The organism is Salmonella sp. 741265050_HSA (assembly GCF_046569445.1).
Lineage (GTDB): Bacteria > Pseudomonadota > Gammaproteobacteria > Enterobacterales > Enterobacteriaceae > Salmonella > Salmonella enterica.
Genome location: NZ_JBKFSV010000003.1, coordinates 205,633 through 224,194 on the forward strand (window position 1 = coordinate 205,633; position 18,562 = coordinate 224,194).

Sequence of the window (18,562 nt, forward strand, 5' to 3'; positions counted from 1 at the left end):
CCTTAATTAAGCCCTTATATTGTTTTTATAACATTCACTGACTTGCTATCTGCTATCTCACCGAAAGATAAAACCTCCAGATCCGGAAAACGACCTTCAATCATTTTCTTAATAAATCGACGGACATCGACAGACGTAAGGAGGACAAGATCTTTATGTGCAATCAATAAATCATCCAACTTAAGTGTAATGAGATCCATCAAATTAGCGGAGGCTTCCGGGTCAAGGCTGAGGAAGGTACTGCCAGAGGTCTGACGGATCCCTTTGCGAATAACATCCTCAACTTCAGCAGATACCATTACTGCTCGTAATTCGCCGCCATTGGCGAATTTATGGCAAATATAACGCGCCATTGCTCCACGAATATGCTCCACAAGGTTAATGACATCTTTTTCTCTTGGCGCCCACAATGCGAGCGCTTCCATAATTAATTTCATATTACGCACGGAAACACGTTCGCTTAACAAACGCTGCAAAACTTCAGATATACGTTGTACCGTGGCATGTCTGAGCACTTCTTTAAGTAAATCAGGAAATTTCGCTTCCAGTTGGTCCAGCATATGTTTTGTTTCCTGAATACCGAAATATTCATTGACGTTGCGCGCCAGCGTCACCGCCAGACAGTGGTAAAGCTCATCAAGCGCGTTCCGCAACACATAGCCAAGCTCCCGCAGTTTCTCCCCCTCTTCATGCGTTACCCAGAAATACTGACTGCTACCTTGCTGATGGATTGTTGGATTAATGCCAAAGGAAACAACTTCATCGGAATAATTTACCACTCGCATCAAATCAAAATAGACCGTAAATTGTTCAACACGGATCTCATTAATCAACAATACGATGCTGTTATCGTCCAGGCCCTCGCCATCGCGTAACAATACTTCCGGCAGGCGCACGCCATAATCAATAAAGAACTGACTACGTAGACGCTCCGCAAGTTGAGCTTTTTCCAGATCTTCACGCCGGCTCTTCGGCACAAGTAATATCAACGGTACGGTCTCTGTAGAGACTTTATCGAGATCGCCAATCAGTCCCAACGACGACCCTTCTTTTTCCTCAATACTGAGCGGCTGCTCGCCTTTGCTGGTTTTAGGTTTGGCGGCGCTACGTTTTGCTTCACGGAATTTAAAATAGAAGAGTACGCTTAAAACCACCGATAAAATAACAAATACCGGCAGCGGGAATCCCGGCAGAGTTCCCATTGAAATGGTCAAAATAGCCGTAACAACCAATACAAATGGGTTGTTCAACAGCTGCGTCATGATATTCCGCCCCATGTTATCGCTATCGCCATTTACGCGAGTCACGATAAAACCGGCACTAATCGCAATCAACAATGCGGGGATCTGGGCGACAAGACCATCACCAATGGTCAGCATGGTATAAGTAGACAGAGCGGAGGACAAATCCATACCATGGCGGGTCATCCCCACCGAAATACCGCCAATAAAGTTCACAAAGATAATAATGATGCCGGCAATAGCGTCACCTTTGATAAACTTCATCGCACCGTCAAAAGAACCGTAAAGCTGGCTTTCCCTTTCCAGTACGCTTCGCCGTTCGCGCGCAGCATCCGCATCAATAATACCGGCCTTCAAATCGGCATCAATACTCATCTGTTTACCGGGCATACCATCCAGAGAAAATCGGGCCGCGACTTCCGCGACGCGTTCTGAACCTTTGGTAATAACGATAAACTGAACCACGGTGACAATAGAGAAGACAACAAAACCCACCGCCAGGCTATCGCCAATAACGAATTGCCCGAACGTGGCGATAATTTCACCGGCATCGGCTTCAATCAAGATAAGACGGCTGGTACTGATCGATAATGCCAGACGAAAGAGCGTTGTAATTAACAGTACCGCAGGAAACGTTGAAAAACTGAGGATTCTGTCAATATAGAACGACCCCATAAACACCAATATCGCCAGTACGATATTCAGTGCGATCAGGAAATCAACCAGATAGGTAGGTAATGGAATGACGAACATAGAAATGATCATCACCATTAGTACCAGAATCAGTAATTCAGGTCGTAAACGAGCACTGTTAAGTAGAGAAAGCAGCACTATAGGTATCCTGTTAATATTAAATTAAGACAGCTTTTCAATAGTACGACGCTGTTCTGCCATTTCATGCTTGTAGGCAATATCGGTCATACTACGTAACGCCATTAACAATTCTTCCTGCCAATATTCTTCATAAAAGAGTGAAGAGGGTATGGCTTTACATACTTGATAAAATATCTGCAAAAAGGATGCATGTTCTTTATGACTAAGCAATAACGCATTCAAACCTATAATATCGGCTAACAGCGAATCCACTTCATGTGGCTGTTGCAATAGCGAAAGCATCAGTAGTAGCCACGACGACTCCTCCGCATTAAACGCTTTGGTAAACGAATACGACAACAATGTACTCACAAACAGTAGGTCAGCGGAGCGCAACATTTTGAGTTGCGTCAGGCGTCGTAAAAGCTGGCCAAACTCCAGACGCGAACAGCTGGCGTCATTCGCGTCAATATCGGTTAATAGCGAACCCTCGATAAAATCCAGTACCACTAGTCGACGTTGATAGCCATAACTGGCTATCCAGTCAGAGTAAATCTCCACTTCATGTGATTCACTCTGGATAAATTGCCGATAGCTGGCGCGCAATAAGCCTGGTTTTAACGATAATGTTTTCCCAAAAAGCCGGGCCTTCAACGCACAATTAATCCCTGCCTTGAGGGTCTTCGGATCGGTTTGCTCTTCAACGTGCTTAAGTAACGACTCCAGCTTTTTCCGCACGATCTCTTCCAGGTCTTTACGACGAAGCAATTCGCGTAACACAAGGACTAAATCACTGGGGTCAGGAAATAAGCTACGCGCCTGACGTAAAAAATCTTCTAACGCGCCGCCATGTACGCTAATTAGCTTTAATATTTGCTTCGCCTTCGGTAAAGCCTCATCCTCCAGCACGCGTTCAAAACTGTTAGATAAATTACTGGATTTTTTTTCATAATCGCGACGGTTACGAAATTGCGCCAGCGCCGCTGACATTTCGTCCGTCGACTGGACAAATTTTTGTACTTCCGCCCCTGGAGACGAATCCTCTGCGGCCTGTTGTATTTCCGCCTGTTGCGCATCAGTATGCTGGGTCGCATCCTGATGAGATGCCTGCCGGGACAATATTCTGGAAAATGAAATACCAGAGGTTGAGCCAGGAATCATTTAATTACCTCCTGACCTCTATCCAGATAAACACGAACCCATTTCTGTAACTTATCGTCCCCACTCCAGGCACCGCTTTGCTTCAGAATATTGTTTACCGATTCGCTGGCATCCGGCGTTAACGGGTCGACAATTTCTTTTGGTTCAATCATGAACACACGAACAACATTACTTTTATTCTTACTGGAATAACGGAACAGGCTACCAATAAGCGGTAATTTGCCTAAAAACGGAATACTTTGGACAGTATCGGTATTTGCATCCCGTGTATAACCACCGACCAGCAAACTTTTTCCGTGCGGAACTCTTGCAATAGTGCTAATTAACGTTCGCCCGACTTCGGGTAACGCATCTACGGAGGTGGTAGTATCGGATTGCGGCGTCTTATCGTTGCCATCTTCAATGTCCAGCGACATTTCTATCTGACCATCTGCGGAAAAACGGGGCAGCACTCGGATCATTGTTCCGTATGTTACATGCTCAAGCGCCACATTACGTTCCCCAATCAGCTTGGTGTAAAACGTTCTGTTGTTATCAAAAATAGCGGGAACATTTTCCTGAGTCAGTAATACCGGACGCGAAACCACCGTCGCCTGTTTCTTCTCTTCTAACGCATTGACCGCGGCGATGAATCGACTGCCATCGAGGGTACTTATTGAAGACTGGTTTAATGACACGCCAAGTTTGTCCCCAATAGTAATGCTGCCGCTCCATGAAGTGCCCAAACGCTCCAGATCGCTTTTATTAAGATCGACAATCCACAGGGATAATTCTACGTGACGTTTGGCGACATCCAGCGCTTTAACCAGCATTTCGATAAAATGCACCTGCTCAGCCGTTCCCTTTACTAACAAACTGTTGGTATCCGGATAGGCCACGATTTTAATATTGCCCGCCGCGGCATTTTGCTTTAAAGCTTCCTGCAGACTCATGCCACCGGCATAATTTGCTGCTTTACCTTTTTCTCCATTCGCTGAAAACGCTGGCATCGCCGGGGGTTCGCTACTGACAATATTACCTAAAGGTTGCTCTTCTCCCTGCAACAACCTTTCAATGGCCGTGGCAATACCGGGGATAACCATTTTCTGATCGCGCAGATTGTAGGTACGATCGCCCACGAAGGTATTGTTCAGACGCATCACCCCTATTTTCTGGCGTCCCAGCTCAATACCATCGTTTTGCTTGTCCATCATGGTGGCGGCGTTGACCACCATATCAACATAGACGGGTGGCCCTGAAACATAGAATGTTCCTTTACGGTTATCGCCACGTAGCGGGTAATTTTTGTTATATAAACCTGAGCGTTTTAGAAAATTGTTGAACTCATTGAGTGAGACGTTGCGTAAAGAAACCACGGCATTGCGCATTTCACTGGCGTCATAAATATAGATAGCCTGCCCATCGAAATACCAAATCAGCCCCAGTTGTAGGGAAAGCTTCTCCAGTAATGCGTTAGGATCGTGAAACTCAAAGTTGCCCGTAATTTTTTTTCGTGCCGCCATTTTGCTAACAATGACAGGCTCCTTTAGCTGTAGCGCCATGGCATCGAAAAATGTCCGCAGGCTATCGTCTTTCGCAACAAACCCACTTCCCGTTACAGGTATTTTTTCACTAGAATAACCAGGTGCAACCAGAACAAGCGCGGCACATGCCAGCACTCTGGCCAAAAGAATATGTGTCTTCATTTGTCTGCCAATTGAATAATATTTGATAATTTCCGCGGCGAAACGCCGATCAGCTCTTTGATCTCACTAGAAAAATGTGAAGGCGATGAGTAACCATGATTAACGGCTAATTGGGTGATGTTCTCGTGGCCTTCTACACTATTCAGCAGCGATTGCGCCATACGCCAGTTTCGTAATTCACTCTTCGCTTTTCCGCCCAACGCTCTGCTGCACAAACGACGAAAATGGGTATAAGAAACGCCATAATCTTCTCCCAGCATCCTCATCGTGTTGCCGCTGGTTGACTGAGCGAGTAAATAGCCAACCAACCAGTAACTCTCGCTTTTTCGTAACAGCGCCAGTACCTTATTGAAGGCCGGAGAAGGCGTAATAATTTGCTGCAAAAACCAGTACTCGCAGCGTTTACGATCTTGCCAAATAGCGCGAAACTCAGGACTCAGCAAAACCCATTTATCGGATTCAGCATATGTCGTGTCCACTAATCCTGCGCCATCGATAAAGGCCAGTAATTTGCTGAGTACTTCAATTTTTAACGGTCGAAAAACCACGTCTCCTGATACTGGTGCGACAACAGCCTGCTCGCAAAAAAGCAGCGCGCCTTCCTGAATCAGGCAATTTTCATTGTGTCGGCCTTCAGAAAATGACATATGCAGCTTTTGCGCGGAACACGTCTGTATAAACCATGCTTCCGGGCTGCGGATTTTCCGCTTCTCTCCTTCTTTAAGTACTTCCTGCGTATTTAGCATAGTTGTCAGCACCAGTTAAAAATCATTTTAATATGTAAACAATACCGGGAGCGGGTGGCAAAATCCTGATGCAATCATTATGAAACTGATGCCACCCGCTAATTAAATTGGCCCATTTGCACAGCGCTTGATAATTTAAAATAGAAAATCAGCTCATAGTGTATAAATTCTGGCTTATTATTCTGCAGCAGCAAAAATTCAAATATTGTCATCGGGATGAAGAATTAATTATTTATATCAGGAGTTTTTTTTGCTAGCATTCCTGAAACGCATTCGCCCCCTTATAACTATTGTCAGATAACGTTCTGACGGTTGTGTAAAAACATTGTGCCTCATTCTTCTGTAGTTGGAGTTAATATGAAAAAATTTTATAGCTGTCTTCCTGTCTTTTTACTGATCGGCTGTGCCCAAGTGCCCCTCCCTTCCTCCGTGAGCAAACCTGTACCGCAACCTGGCGCTCAGAAAGAGCAACTGGCCAACGCAAATAGTATTGATGAGTGTCAGTCTCTTCCGTATGTGCCGTCAGACCTTGCGAAGAATAAATCATTATCAAACCAGAACGCTGATAATTCCGCATCAAAAAATAGCGCAATCAGCTCAAGCATTTTTTGCGAAAAATATAAACAAACCAAAGAGCAGGCGCTCACCTTCTTCCAGGAACATCCACAATACATGCGTTCGAAAGAAGATGAAGAGCAACTCATGACCGAATTTAAAAAAGTTCTTCTTGAACCCGGAAGTAAGAATTTAAGCATATATCAGACGTTACTTGCTGCCCATGAAAGACTGCAAGCCTTATAAGGCCATATCACCGTTGGCTGAACTCATCATGATATAATTAAGACCATATTTTGCATTGCCACTTAATATCAATATAATTATTATAGCTATGGTCACTTTTACGGTTGGCCATTTGTCTCTTACGTTGCATTTATCAATCTGCTTTTTGATACAGCAGCACCTCGCTGCTGCTTTTTTTATTTGTGATAAAGAACGGCCTCCCAGACTTGGGAGAATAGCCGAAACTTATACTGACAAACTATCGTCTCGTATATCGCGGTAAACTGACATCCCCCTCTTGCCCCACATGTTGGCATTCTTACGATACCCCATCCACTTTTCGCGGATAACGTTCTTTTTACCTGTGACAGCGTATTGACTACCAGGCTAGTATAGCGGCAGAAACGTCCCGATGTCTGGAATGAATGGCAAACAGTCTATAAGGTGATTGAATGGATACGACAGAAGAACTAAACGGAACCTACTTCTACCACGGACAATCGAACCTGTCAGCAGGTGAACTATTTGATGTAATTTTCCTTGAGCAATTTTGTGATGAACCAGGGATTGGCATTGAGTCAGGTGCTGCTATCCTCGCCGGGCAACCGTGGTTAAAAACCAGAACGAAACCGGGAGAGGCAATCAAAGGGACAAGTGTTATCTCCAGGTATGGGAGAATGCTTTTACGAAATGCACAAACTCCTTTCGGTATTAGAGTTCCTACACCCGTTGGTATAAGAATGCGAAAAACAAATAATCTTGCCGCAGTCATAGCACGATATGTTCCATGGTTAGGTTGGGTTGGTCTTGTGAATTCAATTTACCAGGTATCAAGGAGAACTCAGGCAAAATACAACCTAATAGCACGCCCTAAAGATCGTATACAATGGACATCCTTTTGATGGACACAATTCAGCAAGAGGTGTTAACACTCTTCCGTGAAGAGATTCCCGGATATTTAGACAGCAATTTGAAAGAAATCCCTTTAGAACTTGATTCTGATTTATTTGAAGCTCCAGGCGATGACCTGCATGAAGCTTTGGATAAATTTGAAAAAAAATTTAATGTAGATTTATCACAAGTTAAATGGTCGTGTTATTTTCCTTGGGAGAATACTCCACTGCTTACACGATGGTTTAAATTAAAACGGGAAGATGTAGAACGAACTCGTAAACCTTTAACAATCAGAATGTTTTCTGAATCAGCGAAAGCTGGGAAATGGATTTATGATTAATGAAAAATATGTCGAATTAATCAGGAGTTAATTACTATGAATTTTGTTATTTGGCGCAGTATCATTAAACGATCAACCCCTTTCCTTGTTGCTGTCGTTTAAAACGCTTTATGCTACTTTATCTGCATCTGGTAGGTTATGACAACATGAGGCTTTGTTGAATAATTCAGAATCGGCCAACGATAAGGATACAGGACTCCCACCGGAGCACTCGTTATACGAGCCTGACGCTGGTCGGCATTGCCAACAACGTCATCCAGTTCAGCGCCTTGAGCATCGCCATCGCTTCACCCACCTGCGCGTCATAGTTCCGCAGACTCAGATAGCCGCCCAGCAAGGTTTTAATACGGAACATCGCTGTTTCCACTACTGAACGACGGTGATAGCCCACTTTCTTTTCCAGACCTCATTGCTGCCGCTCCGATGTTGATTCGCCACCGCGTGGTTACGCTCATGGTACTTGCCCGGCCAGTATCGCGCACCGCTTCGTGGCGGGATTAGCGGCCTGATTTTTTTCCTCAATAACACATCATGGCAATAGCGCGTGTCATAAGCGCCGTCAGCCGAGGCTTCCCTGATTTTACGGTGAGTCTGGCTAATCAGCCCCGGCAGTGCCTGCGTATCCGTCGTGCCGCTGAGTGGGAAAGTATGCCTTTGCAATTAATCAGGAAAGTGTTGCGCGAGAAATCGTGCATCTTTCAAGCACATCGTCTACTTTAATTAACCGATTCATAAAATATATATTCTCTGTTCATTTCTAGCTTGTAGGCTATTTTAATAACTGTGTATTTTAAACAATAAAATTTAATATTACCCTATTTCTTTGTTATAATACCAGCCTCCAAAATTGTGCTATAGGAACATCATGGAATTAATCCGTTATGCTGACATCAACAGCGATCTCTATCGCCACATTTGGGTCGTTGGTGATATTCATGGATGTTACTCCTTATTGTTAACCAGACTGGCTCAATTAAATTTCTCTCCTGATACCGATCTCTTGATCTCCACTGGAGATAACATTGATCGAGGAAAAGAAAACCTTGAAACACTGAGACTGTTAAATACCTCATGGTTTATTTCTGTAGTGGGTAATCATGAAGCTATGGCGCTTGACGCTTTTGAAACACAGGATGGCAATTTCTGGTATGTAAACGGTGGTTACTGGTACGACTCGGTCACCGAAAAAGACAGGCAAGAAGCCACTGAGCTATTACTAACTTTTAAGTAGCGTCCTCACATCATAGAGGTTGAAACGTCCTCAAAGAAGTACGTGATTGCCCATGCCGATTATCCAGATGACAGCTACGATTATGGGAAGCAAGTTGATATTGATAGCGTTCTATGGTCACGCGATCGTCTGCTTGGTTCGTTACAGGGGAATATCCATCCAATACGCGGTGCGGATACTTTCATCTTCGGCCATATGATTGTTGACTACACAACAACATTCGCCAATCAAATCTACATTGACACCGGTTCTTTCTGTTCAGGCAATCTGTCTTTTTTTAAAATAAAGTAATCTGGAAATAGAATTATATAATATCAACCCTCCCTGCATTATGGGCAATGATATAGCCTTCAATAAATACCATTGCCCATTCGTAATAGCGTCTAAATTTCGCGTTTTTCTGCCCATTTCAGCATTAAGATCGCAGGCCAAAAAAACGAAGCCGTAATCCGACGCAGGTAGTTACTCGATCGCCTGAGAAGAGTAAAGATCGCACATCTCAAGATACCTATCGGAAGAAAGCGCAATAACCGTGGTGGCGAAATGGATCGGCTTGCCTTCATGCAACACAATCTTGATTACAGTCTCGAGTTTGGAAGCATCCGCTCCCCTCTTAATTTTGTTGGGATTTCTCTTGGTTGCGAGCATGGTCTGAACTAATTGCCTGGTTACTTGCCTTGTTTCGTCAATATTTGGAAAATCGAACACATTTCCAACTTTTACTTTCAAGACAGAACTTGGCTTCCTACCCTCACTGACATTACGATCTGACGAGGCTACTCTTCGCTGGATTACGTAGGTTTTTTTCGTCAAACTGGCTTTTACCCCGAAACCAGCAGGAGCTTCTCTGTGGTCATCGAAAACAATGTAGAATTTTTGAGCTGGGTTAGCTTCGAAAACGATTTTTCCAGAGCGACTGAGTGCAGGCTTAACATTGATACTTAACTTGTTGATAATGAAAGGCTGGCTGAGAGTTGTTTTCAAAGTATCACCCCTGTTGTAGTCCAGGAATGATGAGAATGTAACCTGTCACATTTTAGGCTACAGGTGAGCTACAAATTTATGGGTTTATGTGAGTTTATAAGGGTTTTCCCCGGGGCCACATGAGCACTTGAAAGAATAAAAAACGAGTAAAATCAATATGCAAGAGTCTATCGACAAGGATCTCTCCAACCACACCCCGATGATGCAGCAGTATCTCAAGCTGAAAGCCCAGCATCCGGAGATCCTGCTCTTTTATCGTATGGGAGACTTTTACGAGCTGTTTTATGACGACGCAAAGCGTGCGTCGCAGTTGCTCGATATTTCGCTGACCAAACGCGGCGCATCGGCTGGCGAACCTATCCCTATGGCGGGAATCCCGCACCACGCCGTAGAAAACTACCTCGCGAAACTGGTCAATCAGGGCGAATCCGTCGCTATTTGCGAACAGATTGGCGATCCGGCCACCAGCAAAGGTCCCGTTGAACGTAAGGTCGTGCGTATCGTTACGCCTGGCACCATCAGCGATGAAGCCCTGTTACAGGAGCGTCAGGATAACCTGCTGGCGGCTATCTGGCAGGATGGTAAAGGCTACGGTTACGCCACGCTGGATATCAGCTCCGGCCGCTTTCGTCTGAGCGAACCCGCCGACCGTGAAACGATGGCCGCAGAGCTGCAGCGCACCAATCCCGCCGAACTGTTGTATGCCGAAGATTTTGCTGAAATGGCGTTAATAGAGGGACGCCGGGGTCTGCGCCGTCGCCCGTTGTGGGAGTTTGAGATTGATACCGCCCGCCAGCAGTTAAATCTGCAATTCGGTACGCGGGATCTGGTCGGTTTCGGCGTCGAAAATGCCTCGCGTGGATTATGTGCGGCAGGCTGCCTGTTACAGTACGTAAAAGATACCCAGCGCACCTCCCTGCCGCATATTCGTTCCATTACGATGGAACGCCAGCAGGACAGCATCATTATGGATGCCGCGACCCGCCGCAATCTGGAAATTACCCAGAACCTGGCCGGTGGTGTCGAAAATACCCTCGCCGCGGTGCTTGACTGTACCGTGACGCCAATGGGTAGCCGAATGCTTAAACGCTGGCTGCATATGCCGGTACGAAATACCGGCATATTGCGTGAACGCCAGCAGACCATCGGCGCCTTGCAGGACACCGTCAGCGAACTGCAACCGGTGCTGCGTCAGGTCGGCGATCTGGAGCGTATCCTTGCGCGTCTGGCGCTGCGCACCGCGCGTCCGCGCGATCTCGCCCGAATGCGTCACGCCTTCCAGCAGCTGCCGGAATTGCACGCTCAGCTTGAAACCGTTGACAGCGCGCCGGTACAGGCGTTGCGTAAAAAAATGGGCGATTTCGCCGAGCTGCGCGACCTCCTGGAACGCGCCATTATTGACGCGCCGCCGGTACTGGTCCGCGACGGCGGCGTTATTGCGCCCGGCTACCATGAAGAGCTGGATGAATGGCGCGCGCTGGCGGACGGCGCCACCGATTATCTCGATCGTCTGGAAATTCGCGAACGTGAGCGTACCGGGCTGGATACGCTGAAAGTCGGCTATAACGCGGTACATGGTTATTACATTCAGATTAGCCGTGGTCAAAGCCATCTGGCGCCCATCAATTATGTGCGTCGCCAGACGCTGAAAAATGCCGAACGCTACATTATTCCTGAGCTTAAAGAGTACGAAGATAAAGTTCTGACCTCGAAAGGCAAAGCGCTGGCGCTGGAAAAACAGCTATATGACGAATTGTTTGATCTGCTGTTGCCGCATCTGGCCGATTTACAGCAGAGCGCCAACGCGCTGGCGGAGCTGGATGTGCTGGTTAACCTGGCCGAACGCGCCTGGACGCTGAATTACACCTGCCCGACATTTACCGATAAACCCGGTATCCGTATTACCGAAGGTCGCCACCCGGTGGTTGAACAGGTACTGAATGAGCCGTTTATCGCTAACCCGCTCAACCTGTCGCCGCAGCGCCGGATGTTGATCATTACCGGCCCCAATATGGGCGGTAAAAGTACCTATATGCGACAAACGGCATTGATCGCCCTGCTGGCCTATATCGGCAGTTACGTTCCGGCGCAAAACGTGGAAATCGGCCCCATCGACCGTATTTTTACCCGCGTCGGCGCAGCGGATGACCTGGCCTCCGGGCGTTCGACCTTTATGGTGGAGATGACCGAAACCGCGAACATTCTGCATAATGCCACGGAAAACAGTCTGGTATTGATGGATGAAATCGGGCGCGGTACCTCCACGTATGACGGGCTGTCGTTGGCCTGGGCCTGCGCGGAGAATCTCGCGAATAAGATTAAAGCGTTAACGCTGTTCGCTACCCACTACTTCGAGCTGACCCAATTACCGGAGAAAATGGAAGGCGTGGCGAACGTCCACCTGGATGCGCTGGAACACGGCGATACTATCGCGTTTATGCACAGCGTGCAGGACGGCGCGGCAAGTAAGAGCTATGGCCTGGCGGTCGCGGCGCTTGCGGGCGTCCCTAAAGAAGTCATCAAACGCGCGCGCCAAAAACTCCGCGAGCTGGAAAGCATCTCGCCCAATGCGGCGGCAACGCAGGTGGACGGCACGCAAATGTCGTTGCTTGCCGCCCCGGAGGAGACATCGCCTGCCGTTGAAGCGCTGGAGAATCTCGATCCGGACTCCCTGACGCCACGCCAGGCGCTGGAGTGGATCTATCGGCTGAAAAGTCTGGTGTAAACGTGTCAGACCCGATAGCGCCGCGCTATCGGGTCTGCGCGCAGGAACAGGCTTTTCAGGCTGTGACTGTTGTTTCGTGTAAATGACGCCAGACTATCCGTCCTCTTTCGCTTTTTAAAATGACCGTCGACCAGCGTACCGTCTCAGCCTGGCCCGGCAGTTGCTGGCGCTCACGATAACGCAGCGCGGCGCCTTCCGGCCACTCCGCCACAAGGTCAATGTGCTCAACCACGATAACCAGCCCCGGGCGACACGCGCACTGCGCCTGGAAAAAAGCGCCCAGCGCCGGATAATCCAGACAAATACCTCCTGGCGTTATCATCGTAAAATCAACAGCAAAACGCGCTATCAACGCCTCCAGGCTACTCACCCCCTTACTAAGCCAGTTCTCAATCGCCGCATGGGCATGAATAATTTCTTCTTTATATGGATTCATGATCTTTCCTTTTTCAGGCACAGAAGCGCCTGTCTATTGTTTAGACAGACAGCGTAAATAAGGGGCAGCAGGGTGATACCGGCGGCGGCAATAAAGGTCCAGCGATAAGCAACCTCAAGCGACATAACGCGCTGGAGCGCGTTTAACAGCAGCGTCAACAGCGTCGCGCCAAGGAAAAAGCTAAGCTGACGATTAAGATTCCATAGCGCGCTGGCGTCAGGCATGTCCCGGCGAGCAATAGTCAGGAAAGCGCCACTCTGCGCGGTACTGCTGCACAAACTGCCGCCAGCGCCCATTAAGGCGAATATCATCATCAGTACACGGTGCGATGTCGCAGGCGTAACGTTAGTTAAAAGCAGTATCCCTGCGGCCTGAAGAAGACAGCCGACGATAATCAGCGGACGCGGCCCAAGCCGATTGAAGTAACGTCCGGTAAGCATAATGGCGACAAATGAAGCGATCGACCAGGGGATCATCAGCGACCCCGCCGCCGCAGGCGATAGCTGCGCGACGTTCTGTAGATAAAACATCCCGACCACGCTGATACCAATGAACATACCCGGTACGCACAGATAGACGATCATGGCAAAACGCAGCAGCCTGTCCGTCAACAACGGCAAATGGAGTAATCTTGCTGACGCCATTGTCGTCGACGCGGCGTTCAGCCAACGATAAGCGAGCAATAAGGTGAGAACGGCCACCGGCAGCGTGGCAAAGAATATCCAGCGCCAGCCGCACGTTTCCACCAGCAACCCGCCAATCGCAGGCGAACATGCCGGCGCCAGTAGCGCCACCATCATGACAACCGATGACACGCCAGCGCGTTCATGCGGTTTAAACTGTTGCCAGGTTAACGCCTGACCAACCGGGATCAATAAGCCACCGCCCGCCCCCTGCACAATACGCCAGAAAACAAGGCTGTGTAAGGAATCGGCAAAACCTGCGGCAGCGGCGGCAACGCTAAACAGAATGAGCGAAAATATGATCAGCCGTCGTGCGCCGAGATAACGCGAAAGAAACGCGCTAAACGGAACGATCAGCGTTAATCCTGCGATATAACCGTTACTCACCCATGCCAGCGCCGATATGGACGTATGCAGATCCACGGACATCGCAGGAAAAGCCACGCTGGCAATAAACAGATTAATCAGATCAAGAAAGAAGCCGAGCAGGTAAACCACTGCCACTTTACTGCGATACGTCATTATGCATCCTCCGTCAGAGGCGCTAATGTAGCCGTCCGGAGAAAGCCAGATAAGTCCGCGCTTCAACGATATACTGTCAAAATAATTTTGACAGTAAAGGAGCTCGCCATGCTCAATTTGCAGCGTATGTCGCTGTTTATCGCCGTGGTAGATAGCGGCAGCTTCACGGCGGCCGCGGCCGCATCGGGCCAAACAAAAGCGGTAGTGAGTTTTAATATTCGGCAGCTTGAAAAAGAGCTTGGCGTAACGTTACTGCTACGTTCCACCCGACGATTGACGCTCACAGACGCCGGCGTCCTCTTTTACCAAAAAGGCGTGAATTTACTCAACGCAGCGAAAAATTTGCAGGATGAAGTGCGTGCCAGCCATAGTGGGCTGGGCGGCGAGTTACGTATTACCACTACGCCCGAGTTTGGCGAACAGGTGGTCATTCCGGTACTGGCGCAGTTTAGTCAGCGCCATCCCGATCTCCGTATTCGGCATATGTCCTCATCACATCATGCCGATTTAATTGCCGAGCGCTTTGATGTGGCGATTCGGCTTGGCTCGCTGGCGGACTCCCGCTATCGCGCCGCGCTGATATCCCGCTTTACCATTCTGCCGGTCGCCGCGCCGCAGTGGCTCGCCCGCCACCCCGTGTCGTCACTGGAGTCGTTGGCCCAGGCGGAATGGATTATTCATGAGCGATTACCTACGCCGCTACGGTGGACAGTAACGAATAATCATGGCCAACACTCACGCCTGGAGATAAGCAAAGCCGGCAAAATTTCTGTCGACAGCGCGCGCTCGCTGATGGCCTTCGCTCTCGCGGGAAGCGGCGTCGCATTACTGCCGCAATGGTTAGTCAACACCGCACTGGAGGATGGAACGTTAATTCACCTGTTACCCGACTATCATTTTCCCCGTCAGGGCATTTATGCCGTTTATCCGGACGCCCGCCATGTATCGACAAAAGTACGCGCATTTATTGATTTTTTACGTTCGCAATGGGATTGCGGGGAGCACGCCCCATCATTGTAGCCAGCCCGGGAGCATTGCGCTCCCGGACGGATAATACCGTCTTAATCCTTAACTACCAGCTTGTCTTTGATCCCCTGCGCCTGCCAACGCACCCACAGCATAATTGCCGCCAGAACGACAATCGGCAGTAACGGATCGAGCCAACTGCCGCCGGAACCGAACAGCAGGTTAATCAGCGCCACGCCGGTGCCGCCAATCGCCCAGGCAATGGTCGTCGGTACAGACCAAACCACCATCTGCTGTTTGACATCAGAGACGCCCATCATGCGGTTAACCACCCAGAACAGGCTATCGTTGAAGTAGCCGAAGAACAGCGACCCCATCGTTGCGGCCTGAGCGGCAAGCAACATATTGATGCCGGGGATCTGCGCCAGGATCGGCGCGGAAATCGAGGCGGCAGTGATCATCGCCACCGTCCCCGATCCCTGAATCAGGCGTACCAGCGTCGCCACGATAAACGGGATCAGGATCGGCGAGATCGGCAGGTTGGCAACCTGCTCCGCCAGCTGTTGCCCCGCGCCGCTGTCGCGCAGGATCGCGCCCAACGCGCCGCCAGCGCCCGTGACCAGTAAGATAATCCCGGCGCTTTGCAAGCCCTCTTCCAGACGCTCTGCGGTGGTATGTTTATCCATGCGCGGCACCAGCGTATACACCGCCAGCAGAACGCTGATGGCCAACGCGATCACTGGACTTCCCACAAAGTTGATTGCCTGTACCACCGGATGCGTCGCCAGGCCGGACCATCCTTCTACAGTGGCGAGGGTGGAACAGATAGCCTTCAGGAAGATCAGCACGATCGGCACCACAATAGGCAGCAGAGAGAGCGTCAGGCTCGGCAGATCCTTTTGCTCTTTCTCTTTATTGTACTGCTCCAGCGCGGCATTGACTTCATCGGCGTTCAGCGTACGCGGCACGAAATCAGGGTAGCGTTTATCCAGCCACTGCGCATAGAACACAATGCCGATCACACAGGGCACCGCCAGCGCCATCCCGGTCAATAACATTGCGCCGATGTCGACGTTAAAAATCCCGGCTACCCCCAGCGGGCCTGGCGTCGGAGGTACCGTATGGTGAGTGACCACCAGCCCGCCCGCCAGCGCGACGCCCAGCGTCAGTAGCGAACGCTTACCGCTTTTCGCCAGCGCTTTCGCCACCGGATAAAGAATGACAAAAGCGGAATCGACGAAAATGGGGATGCTGACAATATAACCCGTGATCGCCAGCGCCCACTCTTCACGACGTTTCCCCAGCCATTTGATAAAGCTCCAGGCGATACGCTCCGCCGCGCCGGAAACCTCCAGCAAGCGCCCCATCATTACGCCGAGACCAATCACCAGGCCAATGCTGCCCAGCGTCGTACCGAATCCGCTGGTGATGACAGAGAGCGTTTTATCAATGCCCATTCCCCCCAACAGACCGGCGATACAGGCCGCCGCCAGCATCGCGATCAGCGCATGAACACGGGTGCGTAACACCAGCCATACCAGCACGAAAACGGCAACGATCAGGCCGATAATTGGGGTCGGTAAACTTGTCATGACCTCCCCTCCATATCATCTTGTCGAAAGCGTTCAATAATGTCATCGAAGCGTTTATCGGCGACAAAACCTAACGCCAGCGCACGCTGGTTATCGATACGTCCCGGCCAGGAGGCGACAATTTTCTCGACGCCTTCGTCGCGCTGATGCGTAACCCGATCGCGCGCCGCCTGACCGCCCGCCTGACGCAACGTTTCCAGCATCTCGCCCACGGTTACGCTGATCCCCGGTAAGTTGATGCTGCTCGCCTCGCCAGGCGCGGGTAACGTTGCGGCCAGCGACAGGTTATGGATCACCGTCGCCGGGCTGGAAATCCACAGCCGCAAACTTTCCGACACCGGGCAGACAGTCGTCTCGCCCTGCAACGGTTCACGAATAATCGCGCTGACAAAAGAAGAGGCGGCGCGGTTTGGTTTACCCGGGCGAACACAGATCGTCGGCAAACGCAGCGCCAGCCCATCCACATAGCCTTTGCGGGTATAGTCGTTGACCAACAGTTCACAGGCGGCCTTCTGCGCGCCATAAGACGAGCGCGGCGTGAGTGCGGTGGTATCGGTGACGCATTCCGGCAGCGTACCGCCATAAACGGCAAGCGAGCTGGAGAAGACAAAACGAATTTTCTGCGGTTGCCGACGACACGCCTCAAGTAACTGGCGGGTAAGATCCAGGTTAACTTTCCATCCCAGATCGAAATCGTCTTCCGCATGACTGCTGACAATCGCAGCGAGATGATAAACAACAGAGGTATTAGCGGTAATCACATTCTCCAGCACACCCGGCTGGGTTAAGTCAGCTTCCAGGCAGCGTAAACGAGGGGAATCTGATAACCGTGCAGGCATTTTTAAATCAACAAGAAGCAGTTCGTTAAACGCCAGCGATGAGTTTAATAAGGCGCTTGCGAGTTTCTGGCCTAAAAAGCCGCCCCCGCCGGTAATGATAATCTGCATCCGGATGTCCTCTTTATTGTTGTGTAGGGTAGTTCAGGGTTAGCGCCAGGCGTTAAACCAGCCAAGCCCGTCCTGAGTGGTATTCCGTGGTTGGTATTCGCAGCCTATCCAGCCGCGATAACCTACGTCATCGAACAGCCGGAACAGCCACGGGTAGTTGATCTCGCCATCATCCGGTTCATGTCTGTCCGGTAGCGAGGCGATTTGTACATGGGCATAGCGGCCCGCGTACTCGCGAATCAGGTGACTCAAATTGCCATCCACTTTTTGTGCGTGGAAAGTGTCGAGCTGGATGAACACATTCGGGCGGTCAACCTCTTCTGCGATGCCCAGCGCCTGATATTGGCTGGAAAAGAGGTAGCCGGGTTTAACGCCAGGACTCAGCGCTTCGATCAAAATACGTTTATCGTGGGCGGCAAACCGGTCGGCGGCATAACGCAAATTATCGATAAACGTGGCGCGATAACGTGCGCCATCAGCGCCATCCGGCACTACGCCCGCCATGATGTGAACCTGCTCACATTCCAGCGCCAGAGCGTATTCCAGAGCCAGATCAATATCGGCGCGCGCGTCGTGTTCGCGCCCCGGTAGCGCGGCACGTCCCCACTCGCCCGCCGCGGTATCACCCGCCGAAGTATTAAACAGCGCCAGCGTCAGATCATGACGCGATAGCTGGGCTTTAATCTCGCTGGCGGCAAAGCCGTAGGGGAACAGAAACTCAACGGCCTGAAAACCGGCTTCGGCAGCAGCGGCAAAACGCTCGATAAACGGCACTTCGGTAAACATCATCGACAAATTGGCGGCAAAACGCGGCAT

15 protein-coding genes and 3 pseudogenes are annotated in these 18,562 nt (G+C 49.8%); 7 read left to right on the forward strand and 11 right to left on the reverse strand.

The features are described 5' to 3' along the window. Window positions 1-14: 14 nt before the first annotated feature. The 4 genes from invA to invF are packed head-to-tail and all read right to left on the reverse strand — an operon-like array spanning window position 15 to window position 5,547. A complete protein-coding gene (gene invA, locus ACLD4F_RS09330) occupies window positions 15-2,072 on the reverse strand; it encodes a type III secretion system export apparatus protein InvA (RefSeq protein WP_000927219.1) in 2,058 nt (685 codons plus the stop codon). 24 nt (window positions 2,073-2,096) lie between these two features. Continuing rightward, window positions 2,097-3,215 carry a type III secretion system gatekeeper InvE gene (gene invE, locus ACLD4F_RS09335; RefSeq protein WP_000612166.1) on the reverse strand — a complete coding sequence of 373 codons (1,119 nt, stop codon included), beginning with the start codon at window positions 3,213-3,215 and terminating at the stop codon, window positions 2,097-2,099. Further along, window positions 3,212-4,900 carry a type III secretion system outer membrane ring protein InvG gene (invG, locus tag ACLD4F_RS09340; RefSeq protein ID WP_000848102.1) on the reverse strand — a complete coding sequence of 563 codons (1,689 nt, stop codon included), beginning with the start codon at window positions 4,898-4,900 and terminating at the stop codon, window positions 3,212-3,214. The genes invE and invG overlap by 4 nt, the downstream gene beginning before the upstream one ends. Next, on the reverse strand, window positions 4,897-5,547 hold the full coding sequence (invF, locus tag ACLD4F_RS09345) for a type III secretion system transcriptional activator InvF (protein ID WP_001747511.1): 651 nt from the start codon (window positions 5,545-5,547) through the stop codon (window positions 4,897-4,899). Before invF ends, invG begins: the two co-directional genes overlap by 4 nt. Before the next feature lie 456 nt (window positions 5,548-6,003). Here invF and invH point away from each other — a divergent pair, with 456 nt between their 5' ends. The 4 genes and pseudogenes from invH to ACLD4F_RS09365 form a co-directional block, all read left to right on the forward strand. After that, a complete protein-coding gene (invH, locus tag ACLD4F_RS09350) occupies window positions 6,004-6,447 on the forward strand; it encodes an SPI-1 type III secretion system invasion lipoprotein InvH (RefSeq protein ID WP_023136972.1) in 444 nt (147 codons plus the stop codon). A 431-nt stretch (window positions 6,448-6,878) separates the two neighbouring features. Then, window positions 6,879-7,328 carry an STM2901 family protein gene (locus ACLD4F_RS09355; RefSeq protein WP_000381614.1) on the forward strand — a complete coding sequence of 150 codons (450 nt, stop codon included), beginning with the start codon at window positions 6,879-6,881 and terminating at the stop codon, window positions 7,326-7,328. Beyond that, window positions 7,313-7,660, forward strand: coding sequence for a DUF1493 family protein (locus ACLD4F_RS09360; protein ID WP_078057608.1), 348 nt, complete (start codon window positions 7,313-7,315; stop codon window positions 7,658-7,660). The genes ACLD4F_RS09355 and ACLD4F_RS09360 overlap by 16 nt, the downstream gene beginning before the upstream one ends. Window positions 7,661-7,709: 49 nt before the next feature. Continuing rightward, window positions 7,710-7,802, forward strand: a pseudogene (locus ACLD4F_RS09365) (GNAT family N-acetyltransferase); the annotation flags it as partial. A gap of 72 nt (window positions 7,803-7,874) precedes the next feature. On the opposite strand, the pseudogene ACLD4F_RS09370 reads toward ACLD4F_RS09365, so the two are convergent. After that, a pseudogene (locus ACLD4F_RS09370) lies at window positions 7,875-8,299 on the reverse strand (transposase); the annotation flags it as partial. A gap of 226 nt (window positions 8,300-8,525) precedes the next feature. On the opposite strand from ACLD4F_RS09370, the pseudogene pphB reads away from it, so the two are divergent. Next, window positions 8,526-9,182: pseudogene (gene pphB, locus ACLD4F_RS09375) on the forward strand (protein-serine/threonine phosphatase). Between the two features lie 171 nt (window positions 9,183-9,353). On the opposite strand, the gene ACLD4F_RS09380 reads toward pphB, so the two are convergent. Continuing rightward, the gene (locus tag ACLD4F_RS09380; RefSeq protein ID WP_411010801.1) at window positions 9,354-9,875 is read right to left on the reverse strand and encodes a cytoplasmic protein; all 522 of its coding nucleotides are present in this window, start codon (window positions 9,873-9,875) and stop codon (window positions 9,354-9,356) included. 157 nt (window positions 9,876-10,032) lie between these two features. On the opposite strand from ACLD4F_RS09380, the gene mutS reads away from it, so the two are divergent. Then, window positions 10,033-12,600 (forward strand): DNA mismatch repair protein MutS, encoded by a 2,568-nt coding sequence (gene mutS, locus ACLD4F_RS09385; RefSeq protein ID WP_350387572.1) that lies wholly within the window; start codon window positions 10,033-10,035, stop codon window positions 12,598-12,600. A gap of 55 nt (window positions 12,601-12,655) precedes the next feature. Here mutS and ACLD4F_RS09390 read toward each other — a convergent pair whose 3' ends face one another. Together ACLD4F_RS09390 and ACLD4F_RS09395 are read right to left on the reverse strand one after the other, a co-directional pair. After that, window positions 12,656-13,036, reverse strand: a complete 381-nt coding sequence (locus tag ACLD4F_RS09390; RefSeq protein WP_172496294.1) for a DUF4440 domain-containing protein — start codon at window positions 13,034-13,036, stop codon at window positions 12,656-12,658. Continuing rightward, entirely contained in the window at window positions 13,033-14,241 is a 1,209-nt protein-coding gene (locus tag ACLD4F_RS09395) for an MFS transporter (RefSeq protein WP_411010802.1), read from the reverse strand. Before ACLD4F_RS09395 ends, ACLD4F_RS09390 begins: the two co-directional genes overlap by 4 nt. A gap of 87 nt (window positions 14,242-14,328) precedes the next feature. Between ACLD4F_RS09395 and ACLD4F_RS09400 the strand changes: the two genes are divergently transcribed. After that, window positions 14,329-15,261 carry a LysR family transcriptional regulator gene (locus ACLD4F_RS09400; RefSeq protein WP_072102872.1) on the forward strand — a complete coding sequence of 311 codons (933 nt, stop codon included), beginning with the start codon at window positions 14,329-14,331 and terminating at the stop codon, window positions 15,259-15,261. Window positions 15,262-15,302: 41 nt separating this feature from the next. Here ACLD4F_RS09400 and ACLD4F_RS09405 read toward each other — a convergent pair whose 3' ends face one another. Genes ACLD4F_RS09405 through ACLD4F_RS09415 form a run of 3 tightly spaced genes read right to left on the reverse strand, consistent with a single transcriptional unit; the run spans window position 15,303 to window position 18,562 of the window. Further along, window positions 15,303-16,799: a GntP family permease gene (locus ACLD4F_RS09405; protein ID WP_000202725.1), complete on the reverse strand. Its 1,497-nt coding sequence runs from the start codon at window positions 16,797-16,799 to the stop codon at window positions 15,303-15,305. Then, complete coding sequence (gene denD, locus ACLD4F_RS09410; RefSeq protein WP_001165731.1) at window positions 16,796-17,746, reverse strand: D-erythronate dehydrogenase; 951 nt, start codon at window positions 17,744-17,746, stop codon at window positions 16,796-16,798. Before denD ends, ACLD4F_RS09405 begins: the two co-directional genes overlap by 4 nt. A 39-nt stretch (window positions 17,747-17,785) precedes the next feature. Next, window positions 17,786-18,562 (reverse strand): HPr family phosphocarrier protein, encoded by a 777-nt coding sequence (locus ACLD4F_RS09415; RefSeq protein WP_001136899.1) that lies wholly within the window; start codon window positions 18,560-18,562, stop codon window positions 17,786-17,788.